This is a genomic window from Myroides sp. A21 (assembly GCF_000807225.1).
Classification (GTDB): domain Bacteria; phylum Bacteroidota; class Bacteroidia; order Flavobacteriales; family Flavobacteriaceae; genus Flavobacterium; species Flavobacterium odoratimimum.
This window is the reverse complement of the sequence record NZ_CP010327.1, coordinates 3,903,674-3,919,162: the sequence shown is the minus strand read 5'-3', so window position 1 is coordinate 3,919,162 and position 15,489 is coordinate 3,903,674. Positions and strand designations below refer to the sequence as shown.

13 protein-coding genes are annotated in these 15,489 nt (G+C 35.5%); 12 read left to right on the top strand and 1 reads right to left on the bottom strand.

What is annotated here, in order from left to right:
* The first annotated feature begins 40 nt into the window (after positions 1-40).
* Positions 41-934 carry an AbiJ-NTD4 domain-containing protein gene (locus MYRA21_RS17505; RefSeq protein ID WP_006261624.1) on the top strand — a complete coding sequence of 298 codons (894 nt, stop codon included), beginning with the start codon at positions 41-43 and terminating at the stop codon, positions 932-934.
* Between the two features lie 113 nt (positions 935-1,047).
* On the opposite strand, the gene MYRA21_RS17500 is transcribed toward MYRA21_RS17505, so the two are convergent.
* Positions 1,048-1,938, bottom strand: a complete 891-nt coding sequence (locus tag MYRA21_RS17500; RefSeq protein WP_016649051.1) for a DMT family transporter — start codon at positions 1,936-1,938, stop codon at positions 1,048-1,050.
* A gap of 88 nt (positions 1,939-2,026) precedes the next feature.
* On the opposite strand from MYRA21_RS17500, the gene MYRA21_RS17495 reads away from it, so the two are divergent.
* The 11 genes from MYRA21_RS17495 to MYRA21_RS17445 all read left to right on the top strand — a co-directional run bounded on the left by MYRA21_RS17495 (position 2,027) and on the right by MYRA21_RS17445 (position 14,748).
* Positions 2,027-3,472, top strand: coding sequence for a PLP-dependent aminotransferase family protein (locus MYRA21_RS17495; protein ID WP_006258350.1), 1,446 nt, complete (start codon positions 2,027-2,029; stop codon positions 3,470-3,472).
* A 125-nt stretch (positions 3,473-3,597) separates the two neighbouring features.
* Positions 3,598-4,233, top strand: a complete 636-nt coding sequence (locus MYRA21_RS17490; RefSeq protein WP_006264101.1) for a LysE family translocator — start codon at positions 3,598-3,600, stop codon at positions 4,231-4,233.
* Between the two features lie 58 nt (positions 4,234-4,291).
* A complete protein-coding gene (locus MYRA21_RS17485) occupies positions 4,292-4,780 on the top strand; it encodes a PaaI family thioesterase (protein WP_006258348.1) in 489 nt (162 codons plus the stop codon).
* A 161-nt stretch (positions 4,781-4,941) separates the two neighbouring features.
* The gene (locus MYRA21_RS17480; RefSeq protein ID WP_039330116.1) at positions 4,942-5,571 is read left to right on the top strand and encodes a hypothetical protein; all 630 of its coding nucleotides are present in this window, start codon (positions 4,942-4,944) and stop codon (positions 5,569-5,571) included.
* A gap of 705 nt (positions 5,572-6,276) precedes the next feature.
* The gene (gene ilvD / locus MYRA21_RS17475) at positions 6,277-7,980 is read left to right on the top strand and encodes a dihydroxy-acid dehydratase (RefSeq protein WP_039330515.1); all 1,704 of its coding nucleotides are present in this window, start codon (positions 6,277-6,279) and stop codon (positions 7,978-7,980) included.
* A gap of 353 nt (positions 7,981-8,333) precedes the next feature.
* Entirely contained in the window at positions 8,334-10,028 is a 1,695-nt protein-coding gene (gene ilvB, locus MYRA21_RS17470; RefSeq protein ID WP_006265716.1) for a biosynthetic-type acetolactate synthase large subunit, read from the top strand.
* 12 nt (positions 10,029-10,040) lie between these two features.
* On the top strand, positions 10,041-10,553 hold the full coding sequence (gene ilvN / locus MYRA21_RS17465) for an acetolactate synthase small subunit (protein WP_006258343.1): 513 nt from the start codon (positions 10,041-10,043) through the stop codon (positions 10,551-10,553).
* Between the two features lie 369 nt (positions 10,554-10,922).
* Positions 10,923-11,969: a ketol-acid reductoisomerase gene (gene ilvC, locus MYRA21_RS17460; RefSeq protein WP_025124250.1), complete on the top strand. Its 1,047-nt coding sequence runs from the start codon at positions 10,923-10,925 to the stop codon at positions 11,967-11,969.
* Positions 11,966-13,210, top strand: a complete 1,245-nt coding sequence (gene ilvA, locus MYRA21_RS17455) for a threonine ammonia-lyase (protein WP_039330115.1) — start codon at positions 11,966-11,968, stop codon at positions 13,208-13,210. Before ilvC ends, ilvA begins: the two co-directional genes overlap by 4 nt.
* Positions 13,211-13,467: 257 nt before the next feature.
* Positions 13,468-14,028, top strand: a complete 561-nt coding sequence (locus MYRA21_RS17450) for a methylated-DNA--[protein]-cysteine S-methyltransferase (RefSeq protein WP_039330114.1) — start codon at positions 13,468-13,470, stop codon at positions 14,026-14,028.
* 111 nt (positions 14,029-14,139) lie between these two features.
* On the top strand, positions 14,140-14,748 hold the full coding sequence (locus MYRA21_RS17445; protein WP_039330113.1) for a Type 1 glutamine amidotransferase-like domain-containing protein: 609 nt from the start codon (positions 14,140-14,142) through the stop codon (positions 14,746-14,748).
* Positions 14,749-15,489 lie beyond the last annotated feature (741 nt).

Genomic DNA, 15,489 nt, shown 5'->3' with positions numbered 1-15,489 from the left:
GAATATTTGATTAATTTTGAGATTAAATAATTAATAAAATATGAAATTTTCACAAAGGATAGGTGTAAAACCAATAAGAGAAATTTTACAAATAGAATCTATAGATGAAGTTTTACAAAATAAATTATGGAATGTTATTAGTAATGAGTTTCTTAATAAAATTAGTTCAATAGAACTTCTTGAAATTCTAGAACATATATGGGTTGACTATTTCGAGAATTTAAGAGATGAATACCCTGCTAGTATGGGATTTAATAGTACTCTTAAAGATGATTATTATAATTATATTAAAAGAGAGTTTTTTAATTGTTATTGGTATGAGGTATATGATTTTATAGAGTATCTAGTTGCATTTGAATTAGGAAGTAGTAGGTTTAAATATCTTGATTTTAACTTTATCTCAAATTTTAATGATGTACTGAGTAGTGAAATGGCTGGATATAGAATAGTTAATGGATTAATCATTCAAATAACAACAGAAGAGGAGATATTAACAATTGAAGAGTCTATAACTTCAACAGGGAATAGAGCTGTAGTAGAGCATTTAGAAAAGGCTTTATTATATCTATCAGATAAAATGTCTCCAGATTATAGAAACTCGGTAAAAGAATCTATTTCAGCAGTTGAAGCCTATTGTTGTTTTTTAATAAATGAACCTAATATTAGTTTAGGGAAAGCATTGAAAAAATTAGATGATATACATCCTTTGCATCCATCATATAAATCTGCTTTTGAGAAATTATATGGTTATACAAGTGATAGTGGAGGAATTAGACATGCTCTTGTTGAAGATGGAATTCTTGTAAAACAAGAAGATGCTAAATTTATGATAGTGGTTTGTTCTGCTTTTATAAATTATTTAAAAACAAAAGAAGAGTTGTTTAAAAATTCAAATTACAAGAAATCAATCAATTCTATTTCTAGAAGTAGATAAAGTAGTAGATAGTGTAAAAAAGAAATATGAAGGAATATTATAAGAACAAAAAAACGCACTATATAAGTGCGTTTTTCGTTAGTAAAAGGGTAATAATTGAAGAGAAAAAATATCTATTTAGCAAACTTCTTACTTGCAGCTACACAAAGGATCACTCCGAAAGTGACGTATAGCATCGTAGGGCTTACTTTTTCGTTTAATACTGTTGCCGCTAATATCATCCCTAATAGCGGTTGTAATAATTGGATTTGACCTACTGTTGCGATTCCTCCTTGTGCTAATCCTTTATACCAAAAGATATACGCTAAAAACATACTCACAACAGAAATATAGAATAGTCCAAACCAAGATTCTCCACTTACTAGAGCTAAGTCTGTAGGTACCGTATAAATCATAATCGGCACTGTAAGAGGTAGTGAGATAATACACGCCCAAGAGATTACTTGATATCCTCCTAGTGTTTTAGATAGTTTAGCTCCTTCTGCATAGCTCTGTCCGCATAGGATGATCGCTAAGATCATTAGGACATCCCCGATAGGGTTAGAACTTACTCCTTGTGAGAATGCAAATCCAATCACTAAGGCACTCCCTAATAAAGAGAATAGCCAGAAGATAGGTTTAGGCTTCTCTTTACCAATGAATACAGCGAATATAGCTGTAGACAGGGGTAACATTCCCATAAATACCAATGAATGTGCTGAGGTGATGTACTCTAATGCCATCGCTGTTAATAGAGGGAAACCAATAACTCCTCCAATGGCAACTTTAATTAGTGGCCACATCTGTTCTTTGGTAGGGCGTTTTTCGCGAAGAGCTATTACGCAAGCTAGCGCTAATAAAGCTGCGATAACTGCTCTTGCTGCAGTGGCGAAGATAGGGTCTAGGTCTTTAACCGCCATCTTAGTAGCAGGCATTGAACCTGCGAATAGAAGTACTCCAATAAATCCATTTAACCATCCGTTAGATGATTTTGTTGTTGCATTTAAAATGCCTGATTGTTCCATTATTCTGTTTTATTTGGGACAAAATTACCTCTATGTATAGGATTCACACAGTATCAGTTTTGTATATTTGCATGGGCACAGTTAGTAGATGAATATGAGCAAAACCTTTTTGTATAGTGAGATTGCAGAGAATATAGCTTCTCAGATTAGAAGTGGAAATATTAGAGAAGGAGAGAAGTTACCTTCCTTGCGCGGGTTATGCGCAGAATATGAGATTAGTATGAATACAGCAAGACGTGTTTTCTTAGAGTTAGAATCCCTGTCTTTGATTTATTCGAAACCTCAGAGTGGTTATTTTGTGAGTAAATTAAGTTATAAGAACTTGCCTCTTCCTGAGGAGAGTAATCCCATTTTATTAGCTAATCACTGTGAACCTAATGATATTCTTCAAAAAGTATATGCAAATATAGGAAGAGAAGACCTCTTATTACTATCTTATACCGTGGCGTATGGAGATATGTTGCCTATTGCTAAATTAAAGAAAGAAATAGTACAAGCCACGAGAGATTTGCCTACTGGTGGGGTACAATACGAACGATTAGAAGGCAACGCCAATCTGAGGAGAATGATTGCTTTGCGATCTTCAGGTTGGGGAGCTAATCTTCAGGAGGAAGACTTGATCACCACAAATGGAGGGATGAATGCAGTAGCTCTTTGTCTAACAGCATTGAGTAAACCTGGAGATACTGTTGCGATAGAGAGTCCTTGTTATCCTGGTATTCTACAATTAGCTCTAGGGTTGGGGCTAAAGGTGTTTGAATTACCGACTAATCCTAATACAGGGATAAAAGTAGAAGCGCTAAGAGAGGTGGTCTCAGAAATAGATATTTGTATTTTAATCTCAAACTACAATACTCCTGTAGGGAGCTGTATGCCTGATGAGAACAAGAAAGAGGTGGTAGAGCTATTGGCACAGCACGATATTCCTTTGATAGAAGATGATGTCTATGGTGATCTATGTTTTGAAGGTCATCGACCTACTTGCTGTAAGACATTCGATAAGACAGGAAATGTGCTTTGGTGTAGTTCTATCTCTAAAACACTTGCACCCGGGTTTAGAGTAGGATGGGTAGCACCTGGCAAGTATAAAGATAAAGTGCAAAATATTAAACTGATACAGTCTATCTCTTCCTCTTCCTTAGAACAAGAGGCTGTAGCTAATTTCTTAAGGTCAGGGAAATACGATAAACACTTGCGAAAACTAAGAAGAAAACTATATCAGAATTATCAGAACTATGCTAGAGTTATTCAGCAGAGTTTTCCTAAGAATATTAAGATTAGCCAACCACAGGGAGGGTTGTCTTTGTGGATAGAGTTTAGTGAAGAGATTGATACTATAGAGTTGTATGACTTAGCGATGAAGAAAGGAATAAGTATAGCTCCTGGACGAATGTTTACTTTGCAAAATCAGTATAACAACTCCATGCGATTGTGCTTTGGCTTGCCTTGGGATGTACAATTAGAGGGAAAGATTAAACAGATAGGTTTATTAGCTAGACAATTGCAAAATCTAAAGACTGTTAATACAGAATAGGAATAGCTGAAAGAAAAGGGGGAGTTGTAAATACACGTTGAAATAAAAGAGAAAAAAGTAATTTGAAAAACTTATCTATCAAGAGAAAAAAATTACATTTGACTTGACTTAACCAACTATTATTTATGATTCCACTACACGATTTAATGCTGTTTGCGATAGCGGCAGTAGTCTTGGCTATTACTCCTGGGCCAAATATGTTATACCTTATTACAAGAACATTATCACAAGGCAAAAGAGCGGGGTTTATCTCTCTAATGGGAGTGATCTGCGGTTTTCTGTTTCATATTATATTAGTGTCTTTTGGATTGACGGCTATATTATTTACCATACCTTATGCCTATGCTATACTGAAGTGGACAGGTGCGCTGTACTTAGTGTATTTGGCGTTTCAAGCGTTAAAACCTAATGCAAAGAATATATTTGATGTAGAACAAAGCGTTAAAGTAGATTCTCCAAGTAAGTTGTTCTCAATAGGTTTTTTAACGAATGTCTTGAATCCTAAGGTAGCGGTATTTTATCTTTCTTTGTTTCCCCAGTTTATTAAGCCAGTTTATGGATCAGTATTGTTACAGAGTTTAACATTAGGAACTACTCAATTGTTAGTGAGCTTTATCAATAATTTTCTAATTGTTTTATTTGCGGCTAAGATGGCTTCTTTCTTTCAGAGACAACCTTTATGGGTAAAAGTACAGAAGTGGTTTATGGGGAGCGTATTGTTGTTTTTAGCTTTTAAAATGGCTATTTCAAAGGGAAAATAGTGTTTCTGTTTTTAGGATTTAGTACTTTTAGCTCTAAACTAATCTAAAAACTAAAATTATGAGCATCAATAGAACGCGTACTTTCTCTTGGGAAGACCCTAATAAAACTTTAGAAGAGGCAAAGAAATTAAATGGATATGAGTTTCTAATGCAGGTATTAGAAGGGAATTTACCTATGGCTCCTATACAAGAAACAATCTCCTCTAGAGTAGTTTCTGTAGAAAAAGGACAGGTCATATTCGAACTAAAAGGAGAAGAGTTCCATTATAACCCAATAGGAAGTGTACATGGAGGTATCATTAGTACGGTATTAGATTCGGCAATAGGATGTTCTTTATTGAGTACCCTAGAGATTGGAGAAAGCTTTACCTCATTAGATTTAAAAGTGAATTTCTTGAGAAGAATAACTGCGGATACTCCTCCTTTAACTACGAAGACGAAGATTATCCATAAAGGACGTACTACAGCTTACTTAGAATGTGAATTACTAGATGCAGAAGGCAAATTATATGCACATGCTGTGTCCAACTGTATGATCTTTAGATAATATATTAGCCCACTAAATAAGTGGGCTTTTTTGTGCTAATATTTCGCAGTGTAAATCAAGATTAGTTTTTGACAATATAGTTGTTGTTTAATGTAAAGAATATGTGTTGATTATGAAATAAAAGGAGAGGTGAGACGTTTAAAAACTGTAAAATAAGCACAATGAAAAAGAGGTACTTTATTTTAATCATGATAGGTGTTATAATCACCCTTGGAGTAGTCTTCTCAGAAACTATTGTATTAAGATTAGTGGGAATACGAGAGTTAGAAGTATTTTCTCAAAAGGATTATGAAGAATCTCTAGTTAAATTAAAAGAGAAATATCCTGAAAGAGCACAGTTTCTCATTAGTACACAAGAGCAGTTTATAAGTTATTCGTCTCTAGTAGAGAAAGACAAACAATATATTCTGACCAAACCTATACAGTTATTGTATTTTAAAGAGGATAGTCTAGTTTCTATACATTCTAGTTGTAATGTTCCTATAAATTATTGGACATGGAAGTTAGATTGGAATATAGACAATCGATTTGAACAGTTTCCTCCATTATCTAGCACATCTACATTAGACATAAAATTAAAACAAATACAAGATGTATATGGTTTTAGAAGGGAGAATACGTCTGAGAATACTTTGATTGTTTTTTGGAGCAGAATGATGGAGAAACAAGTATATGGAGCTTTAGAAACAGTAATTTATAATAAAAGATTATCGAATAAAAAGGAGAAGTTAAACACAATCTTTATCAATGTAGATCATGCTTTTTTAGGTAAAATAGTTTTAGATGAGTAATAATCTGACAGAATAAGAAGAAAAAGGATACCTCTAAAAGTGTCCTTTTTGCTTTTTTGGGGTATTTATAGAACTAAAAATAGTATTAATTAAAACTTTTTTTGAAGTTTTTTTACTAAAAAAAAGAGATGACTTTAATTATTTGATTTTTGAACTAAATAGAGTCTTTTTTTGTTTTTTTTAGATGAAAATAGAGTGAAATACATCTTTTTTAAGCAAAAAAACACTTTTGGAGATGAAGCTAGTCGTAGCAAGACTTGACCTTGTTTATAGAAACTGTTTTTGACAGATTAAATACGGTTATTTGTTAAATATTCTTAGAGGTGATGTTGAAGGTAGTGGTTTTTTTATATTTTATACTGAATTTGTTTGTTTTTTACACTGTAAAACTGCCTATTTTTTGATTAAAATATTAAGTAAGTTGTTTTTTATTGTTTGGTTGTGTTAAATCAATTTATATCTTTGACCTATAGATCAGAAACAAAAAAGATGAAAAACTTAGTAAGCATTCTAGTGGTTCTAATTATTGTGATTGTGGTAAACACATTTGCACGGGAGTCGCTATGCTGATTTTTTCTATCTAGAGATAAAGAATATTTGAAGCCTCCCGTTATCGGGAGGCTTTTTTTATTTAAAGCATTTTGCAATTAGACTTCTCTAGTCGTTTTGCTATCAAGGATATATAATCAACCAAAAAACACAGTTATGAATGTATTGAACAAGTACAGTAGAGTAATCACACAAGACCAAACACAGCCAGCGGCACAGGCTATGCTTTATGGAATCGGACTGAGTGAAGAAGACTTAGATAAGGCACAGGTAGGTGTTGTGAGCATGGGCTATGAAGGCAATACCTGTAATATGCACTTAAACGATCTGGCGAAGTATGTAAAACAAGGCGTTAAACAGAGTGGATTAGTAGGGTTAATCTTCAACACAATCGGTGTGAGTGATGGTATTTCGAATGGGACAGAAGGTATGAAGTATTCTCTTGTATCTCGAGATATTATAGCAGATTCTATTGAGACAGTGGTTAATGCACAATGGTATGACTCTGTCATTGCTATCCCAGGTTGTGATAAGAATATGCCTGGTGCAATTATCGCGATGGGGCGACTGAATAGACCAGCTATTATGGTATATGGCGGTACTATACACTCGGGGAAATACAAGGACGAATCACTAAATATCGTCTCTGCTTTTGAGGCATTGGGCAAGAAGTTTAGCAATTCTATTTCAGAAGAAGATTACAAAGGGGTGATTAAGAATGCTTGCCCTGGAGCAGGAGCCTGTGGAGGGATGTACACAGCCAATACAATGGCATCAGCCATAGAAGCTCTGGGGATGAGTTTACCACATAGTTCTTCCTATCCTGCTCTAAGTAGTGAGAAGAAACAGGAGTGCTTAGAAGTGGGACAGGCTTTGAGAAATCTATTAGAGAAAGACATTAAGCCATCAGATATTATGACTAGAGAAGCATTTGAGAATGCGATGACGATGGTGATTACACTAGGAGGATCTACGAATGCAGTACTTCACTTAATCGCGATGGCACACGCTGTAGACATTGAGATTACACTAAAGGACTTTCAGGAGATCAGTGATAGAGTACCTGTCTTAGCAGATCTAAAACCTAGTGGAAAGTATCTCATGGAAGATTTGCACAAAATAGGAGGGGTACCTGCTATTATGAAACACCTGTTAGAGCAAGGATTATTACATGGAGATTGTCTTACAGTAACAGGCAAGACAGTAAGAGAAAACTTAAGTCTAGCAAAAGAGTTGACTAAAGACCAAGATATTATTGTAGACATCACTGCTCCCATTAAGGAAAGCGGGCACTTACAATTTCTTTATGGCAATCTAGCAGAGAAGGGAAGTGTGGCGAAGATCAGCGGTAAGGAAGGTACGTTTTTTAAGGGTAAAGCAAGAGTATTCGATGATGAATATGCAGTTATCGCAAGTGTCTCAGCCAAAGAAGTACAGCCAGGAGAAGTAATTGTCATTCGATACTGTGGGCCTAAAGGAGGTCCAGGAATGCCAGAGATGCTTAAACCTACTTCTGCTATTATGGGAGCAGGATTGGGCAAGAGTGTAGCTCTTATCACGGATGGTCGTTTTTCAGGTGGTACACATGGTTTCGTAGTAGGGCATATTACTCCTGAAGCGTATGATGGAGGTACAATTGCATTAGTAGAGAATGGAGATATCATCAGCATTGATGTAGAGAATAGAAAGCTAGAGCTATTAGTTGATCAGAAGGTATTAGAAGCCCGTAGAGAAAAGTGGCAAAAGCCAGCACTAAAGTTTAAAAAAGGAGTGTTGTACAAATACTCAAACTGTGTGGCAGATGCATCAGAGGGATGTATTACGGATAGAATTAAGAATGTTTACCCTTCGGGGAATTAAGAATTTAAAATTAGGAATTAGGAATGTTTGGCTGCGCCAATCGGTATGTATACCCTATATATAATGTAGAGACGCATTTAGCCCGCACGCCTCCTGTCTCATTCACTAAAAATGTCTACTAGACATTTTCTTAACGTTCTGTCCTGTGTCACAGGGAATGGGAAATAGGGAACAGAAAAGTTGCAAGAATACACGTCACGGATTAAAAATCCGCGCCATCACAACATCACGTCCTATCGGCATACAACGGTAGGGGCGAATTGCAATTCGCCCTACAAAACAACATCACGCCATCACGGTTTCACAAAAAAACAACATCACAAAAAAAAACGATTTCACAAAAAACACAAAATATGCAACAAGAAAAATTAACAGGAGCACAAGCAGTAATCTCTTCTTTGTTGTGTGAAGGAGTAGAGACGATATTCGGGTACCCAGGTGGGGCCATAATGCCCATCTATGACGCTCTTTATGACAAAATGGATGAGCTAGAACACATTTTAGTACGCCATGAACAAGGAGCAATACACGCAGCACAAGGATTTGCAAGAGCTTCTGGTAAAGTAGGAGTAGTCTTTGCTACTTCAGGACCAGGAGCAACTAATTTGATTACAGGGTTAGCAGATGCCTATATTGATTCAACACCTGTGGTGTGTATCATAGGACAGGTAACATCTCAATTATTGGGGACAGATGCGTTTCAGGAGACAGATGTAATAGGTATTTCGATGCCGATTACGAAGTGGAACTACCAAGTGACTAAGGCTTCAGAGATAGCACCTACTATTGCCAAAGCATTTTATCTAGCGAAGGCTGGAAGACCTGGACCTGTTGTGATTGATATCACAAAGGATGCTCAGTTCGGAATGACTGCTTTTGAATATAAACCATGTTCTGAGGTGAGAAGTTATGCTCCAGAACCTCCAGTCGATTTAGAACGCTTTCACCAAGCAGCTGATTTAATTAATAAGGCAAAAAAACCTTATTTGTTAGTAGGACAAGGGGTATTATTAAGTCATGCAGAACAAGAGTTAAAAGCCTTTGTAGAAAAGACAGATATACCTACTGCTTCCACGCTTTTAGGTTTAGGAGCATTGCCTAGTAATCATAGTCATTTCTGTGGAATGCTTGGAATGCATGGTGATTATGCAGCGAATGTAAAGACGAATGAGTGTGATGTATTAATCGCTATAGGAATGCGCTTTGACGATAGGGTAACTGGAGATGTATCTCGATATGCAAAGCAAGCTAAGGTTATTCATATTGATATAGATGCAGCAGAGTTAAATAAAATTATTAAGGCAGATATCGGAATACGAAGTGATGCTAAAAAGGCATTAAATACTTTGATTGAACTAGTAGAACAGCGCACTCATAAGGATTGGCTTTCTGAGTTTAAACAAGGCAAAGCATATGAAGTAGAACAGTTGAGAGTTCACAAACAGCAAGTCAATGCAGACAAGATTATGATGGAGGATGCTGTTAAGTTATTGACAGAATTGACAAAAGGGGAAGTTGTCATTGTAACGGATGTAGGACAACATCAGATGATAACAGCCCGTCATTATCAGTACAATTCACCTAAGACAAATATCACTTCTGGAGGATTGGGGACAATGGGGTTTGCTCTTCCTGCGGCTGTAGGTGCTAAGCTAGGCAATCCTCAACAAACGGTAGTTGCGATAGCAGGGGACGCAGGTTTTCAGATGAATATTCAAGAACTAGGTACAATTATGCAAAGTAATATAGGGGTGAAAATGATTATTCTAAACAACAGTTTTTTAGGAATGGTAAGACAGTGGCAGCAGATGTTCTTTGAGAAGAGGTATAGTTTTACGGAGATGAACAACCCTAATTTCGTAGGTATTGCTCAATCGTATAATATCAAAGGCAATAAAGTAGAACATGCAACTGACTTAAGACATGCATTAGAAGAGATGCTTGTTCATCCGGGAGCTTATCTATTAGAAATAGTAGTAGAGAAGGAAGAAAATGTATATCCAATGATTCCAACAGGAGCAAGTGTTTCTGATGTATTATTAAATTAAAAGACAAGGAGTATGAAAGAGGAATTCACATTGTCGGTTTTTACTGAAAATAGTATTGGGATGCTGACGAGAATAACCAATGTTTTTACGCGTAGACATATTAATCTAGATAGTCTTACAGTGTCAGAATCTGAGATAAAACAGGTTTTTAAATACACCGTAGTATTTAAAAGTACACAAGAGCAAGTTGATAAATTGATTGGTCAGTTAGAGCGATTAGTAGAGGTGTTTAAGGTATTTGCACATAAGAATAGTGATATTATTTACCAAGAGCTAGCACTTTATAAAGTAAAGACAAATTTATTGTCTAATACCCAAGTAGAACAAATCATTAGAGCGAATCAAGCTAGAATATTATCAGTAGATAAAGATTTTATAGCGATAGAGAAAACAGGGTATATAGAAGAAATAGAGAATCTTTTTACTCAGTTGTCTAGTTATGGTGTACTAGAGTTTACTCGTTCTGGCAGAGTAGCGATTACGAAGCCTATGAACTATGAAGAGCTTTATTTGATTAAGAACTAAGAATGTTTACCCTTCGGGGAATTAAGAATCTAAAATTAAGAATTAAGAATGTATGACTACGCCTTAAGGAAGTTGCCTTCGGCTAGGGAGTCACCGCTTTGTCGCACTACTCTTACTAGGTAGGCGCTACGTTAGAAAATAGAAAATAGAAAATAGAAAACAGGAAACAGGAAACAGGAAACAGAAAACAGAAAACTGGGAACAGGGAACAGGGAAGTCAAGAGAGCTTTAAACGAGATATATGTCACGGATTACAAATCCGCGCCAACATCACAACATCACAACATCACAACATCACAACATCACAACATCACAAAAAAACGATTTCACGAAATCACAAAAAAACAAAATCACAAAAAACTATAAAAAATGGGACAAATTAATTTTGGAGGAACACTAGAAAATGTAGTGACAAGAGAAGAATTTACATTAGATAAAGCAAGAGAAGTATTAAAAAATGAAGTATTGGCTGTTATTGGTTATGGAGTACAAGGACCAGGACAGGCACAGAATTTAAGAGATAATAAGATCAATGTGATCGTAGGACAGCGCAAGGATTCTAACAGTTGGGATAAGGCAGTAGCTGATGGATGGGTAGAAGGAGAGACGCTATTTGATATTGAAGAAGCTTGCCGACGTGGTACGATTATCATGAACCTACTATCAGACGCAGGACAAATCCATACGTGGGAGGCAGTTAAAGGTAATCTATCAACAGGTAAAGCATTGTATTTTTCTCATGGTTTTGGTGTCGCTTTTCATCAGAAAACGAATATTATTCCACCAGCAGGAGTAGATGTATTTTTAGTAGCACCGAAAGGGTCAGGAACATCTTTGCGTACATTATTCTTGGAAGGTTGTGGATTAAACTCAAGTTATGCTATTTTCCAAGATGCTACAGGTAGAGCGCAGGAGAGAGCTTTAGCAGTAGGTATTGCTATTGGTTCAGGTTATTTGTTTGAGACTACATTTGAGCGAGAGGCTTATAGTGATTTGACTGGAGAACGAGGAGTGTTAATGGGAGCTATTGCAGGTATTTTTGAAGCACAGTACAATGTACTGAGATCAAAAGGGCATACACCTAGCGAAGCATTTAATGAGACCGTAGAGGAGTTGACACAGAGTTTAATGCCTTTAGTAGCAGATCGAGGAATGGACTGGATGTATGCTAATTGTTCTACTACAGCACAGCGAGGAGCACTAGATTGGAAAGATAAGTTTAGAGATGCTACTACTCCTGTATTTAAAGAGTTATATGAGAGTGTAGCTTCAGGAAGAGAGGCAGAGATTGTGATTAAGGCAAATAGCGAGAAAGATTACAGAGCTAAGCTAGAAGAAGAATTAAAAGAATTAAGAGAAAGCGAACTTTGGCAAACAGGTGCTGAGGTGAGAAAACTAAGACCATCCCAATCATGAACTTATTGACAAAAGTATATCAAGCACAACAGAATATTGCACGAGTCGTCGTCCAGACTCCTTTAATGAAAAATCTAAACCTAAGTACAGTATATCATGCAGATATCTATTTGAAAAGAGAAGATTTGCAACCTGTACGCTCTTATAAGTTGAGAGGAGCATATAATAAGGTTATTACACTTACTCCAGACGAGCAGTCTGGAGGTGTAGTATGTGCTAGTGCAGGTAATCATGCGCAAGGAGTCGCTTTCGCTTGTCATCATCTAGATATCCACGCAACGATATTTATGCCGATTACTACTCCTAAACAGAAGATAGATCAAGTCAAACTATTCGGTAAAGATAAGGTTAACATCGTTTTGAAAGGAGATACATTTGACGCCTGTTATGCAGAAGCAAGCTTGTATTGTAAAGAGAATAAAGCGGTGTTTATCCATCCTTTTGATGATGAAGAGGTAATCGCAGGTCAGGGTACTGTAGCATTAGAAGTATTACAGGCTATGAAAGAGCCTATTGATTATGTATTCGTCCCTATTGGAGGAGGAGGTTTAGCAGCCGGAGTCAGTACTGTATTTAAACATTTAAGCCCATATACTCAGATAATAGGGGTAGAACCAGCAGGAGCAGCATCTATGCAGACTTCTATTCAAGAGAATGTGAATACAGCATTAAATACAATAGATACCTTTGTAGATGGGGCTGCTGTTAAGCGAGTTGGAGATTTAAACTTTGCTATTTGTAAAGAGAGTTTACACGATGTAATAACAGTAGCCGAAGGAAAGGTATGTACTACTATTCTCAGGCTTTATAATGAAGAAGCACTTGTGGTAGAGCCAGCTGGAGCTTTAAGTATAGCCGCTCTTGATTTGTATAAAGATAAATTGGTGGGCAAAAAGGTAGTCTGTGTAGTAAGTGGAAGTAATAACGATATTACTCGTACAGAAGAGATAAAAGAACGCTCACTCTTATATGAAGGGCTAAAGCATTATTTCATCGTTAATTTTCCACAACGGCCAGGAGCATTAAGGGAGTTTGTGAATGAAGTACTAGGGAAAGATGATGATATCACTTATTTTCAGTTTTCAAAAAAGAATAATAGAGAGAGAGGCCCTGCAGTAGTGGGGATAGAATTAGCCAACAGACTCGATTATGATCATCTGATTAAACAATTAGAGAAACATAATTTTAATTATCAGTATTTAAATGATAATGAAGCACTATTTACTCATTTAGTTGGCTAGTAGATTTCTTTATAAATGACTTGATTAGTAAGTCAGCATTGAATAGGTTCCGATTGTTTCTCGGAACCTATTTTTTATTCTAGAATAGAGAACGAATAGAGTTGTTGTCAAGAGTAGTTATATAAGACAAATAGTACTGAGTGATTTAAGTATAGCTATAGAATGAATGAAAGATTTCAGGAGTAGAATTGTTTTGTAGTATTTGGTCTATGTGTATTCTAGTTTTAAATTAGTGGCTTAATATTATCCCTTTCGTTATGAAACAAAGTACAGGACAAAGCACTATAAATTTAAAAGAATTAGAAACTCCTATCGGTACTATCGTGGTCTGTGCTACAGATAAGGGAATTTGTCTATTAGAGTTTGCTGATATAGAGGGAATACAGAAGGAGTATGATCATCTTAGTAAAGAGAAGAATGCCGTGTTTGTACCTGGAGAGAACAAGCATATTACCCAATTAAAAGAGGAGTTGAAGAAGTACTTTGAAGGAGAGTTGATTACTTTTAGCGTTGCATTAGATCTAATAGGAACAACATTCCAACAACAGGTTTGGCATGGGCTTCTTCATATCCCTTATGGAGAAACAAAGTCTTATAAAGAACAATCGGAGTATCTACAGATTCCAAAAAGTATCAGAGCAGTAGCGAATGCGAATGGAATGAATAGAATAGCTATTGTGATCCCATGTCACCGAATTATAGGTACTGATGGTAGTCTGACAGGCTACAGAGGAGGGATTTGGAGAAAGAAATTCTTATTAGAATTAGAGAATAAAGAGAGATTCTCTTCTTCTCAGTTAACATTGAGTTTATACTGAGGTCAATATAGTAAATTGTGGTTTGAAAATAGCTATAATTAATCGCAAAAGCGTATTAGTAAGAATTGTACTTTAGTTTTATCAATTTTAAGAATTTGTATCGTGATAAAGATGTTTTTAAGTTCTTCATTCTGTGATGTAGTTAGCTTATTTAGTGACTTTGCTGGTGAAGAAATAAAAGGAAAAAGGGTGACCTTTATTCCCACAGCCAGTGTAGTAGAAGAGTATGTGGGACATGTAGAAAATGACAAAAGAGCTTTCGAAAGTTTAGGAATCATTGTAGATGTATTAGAACTGAGTACAGCAAGTAATGAAGAAATCAGAGAGAAAGTAAGTACTAATGATTACATTTTTGTATCAGGCGGAAATTCTTTTTACCTACTCCAAACTTTAAAAGAAATGGGTGCTGATTACTTAATAAAAGCAGAGGTGTCTAAAGGGAAGCTGTATATAGGGACTTCGGCAGGAAGTGTTGTGATGTGTCCTGACATTCGATATATAGAGGCAATGGATGACAAATCATTTGCCCCTAAGTTGACAGAATACAAGGCAATGGGAATGATAGATCAATATCCTTTAGTACATTATGGATGTGAACCTTTTACAGAAGTAGCTGAACAAGTATATCAAGAATATAAGGATAAATTGCCTTTAGTGTTGTTAAATAATTACCAAGTTCTGACTGTCCAAAACCAAGAAATAGAGGTGTTGTCACTATAATTCAAAGTGTAAAAGTGGAATAGGGGGGATAATGTTTGAAATTGGTCAGCTTTTATAGTTTGTTCTTCTTATCAAATGTAATAGCTTGCAGTAACCAAACAAATTAAAAACGATGAGAGATTGATAGAGTAAAATTGCCCTTATCTTTTTATCAATCTTTCGTTATTATTTTTCTTTCCTTAGAAAAGGAAACAATTACAATTAAAGTGTTAAGAAATTTTTAGAAGGTTACAGTGATGTAGCCTTTTTTTAATTCTTATTTGTCTGAATATACTTCATTAGATATAAAACATTGAAATGAGTTAGTATTCTTCTAATTACATTTGATATCTATATTTATTTTGAATTGGAATCAAGTAATTTTACCTCACATAGTTCATTATTGTTGTTTTAAGATTAACTCAACACTTAGAAGGTGATCCGAAAGATCACCTTCTTTTTTTTGTATCCAGAGTGTTCTTATAGTAAAGAGTTATACGGTATTTAATTGGTATGAGTTCGTAGTGAGTCCGTTATGAGTCCGTTATGAGTCCGTAGTGAGTCCGTTATTTTGGATGTTTTAACGGAGTCACGAAGGATGGATATTAGATTTAGTATTGAAATATGTCAAAGCAAGTAGAATTGGGAATACAACAAGAGTAAAATCTACTTACAGTTGATTAGATAAATCCAACATTGTAAATAAGGTAATAGGTGTATTTAAACTATATATCAGAGTAATAATTAATCGATTATGTTTAA

Coding starts and splice junctions, on each gene's coding strand:
- MYRA21_RS17505 (WP_006261624.1), top strand. CDS start 41: ATGAAATTTTCACAAAGGATAGGTGTAAAACCAATAAGAGAAATTTTA.
- MYRA21_RS17500 (WP_016649051.1), bottom strand. CDS start 1,938: ATGGAACAATCAGGCATTTTAAATGCAACAACAAAATCATCTAACGGA.
- MYRA21_RS17495 (WP_006258350.1), top strand. CDS start 2,027: ATGAATATGAGCAAAACCTTTTTGTATAGTGAGATTGCAGAGAATATA.
- MYRA21_RS17490 (WP_006264101.1), top strand. CDS start 3,598: ATGATTCCACTACACGATTTAATGCTGTTTGCGATAGCGGCAGTAGTC.
- MYRA21_RS17485 (WP_006258348.1), top strand. CDS start 4,292: ATGAGCATCAATAGAACGCGTACTTTCTCTTGGGAAGACCCTAATAAA.
- MYRA21_RS17480 (WP_039330116.1), top strand. CDS start 4,942: ATGAAAAAGAGGTACTTTATTTTAATCATGATAGGTGTTATAATCACC.
- ilvD (WP_039330515.1), top strand. CDS start 6,277: ATGAATGTATTGAACAAGTACAGTAGAGTAATCACACAAGACCAAACA.
- ilvB (WP_006265716.1), top strand. CDS start 8,334: ATGCAACAAGAAAAATTAACAGGAGCACAAGCAGTAATCTCTTCTTTG.
- ilvN (WP_006258343.1), top strand. CDS start 10,041: ATGAAAGAGGAATTCACATTGTCGGTTTTTACTGAAAATAGTATTGGG.
- ilvC (WP_025124250.1), top strand. CDS start 10,923: ATGGGACAAATTAATTTTGGAGGAACACTAGAAAATGTAGTGACAAGA.
- ilvA (WP_039330115.1), top strand. CDS start 11,966: ATGAACTTATTGACAAAAGTATATCAAGCACAACAGAATATTGCACGA.
- MYRA21_RS17450 (WP_039330114.1), top strand. CDS start 13,468: ATGAAACAAAGTACAGGACAAAGCACTATAAATTTAAAAGAATTAGAA.
- MYRA21_RS17445 (WP_039330113.1), top strand. CDS start 14,140: ATGTTTTTAAGTTCTTCATTCTGTGATGTAGTTAGCTTATTTAGTGAC.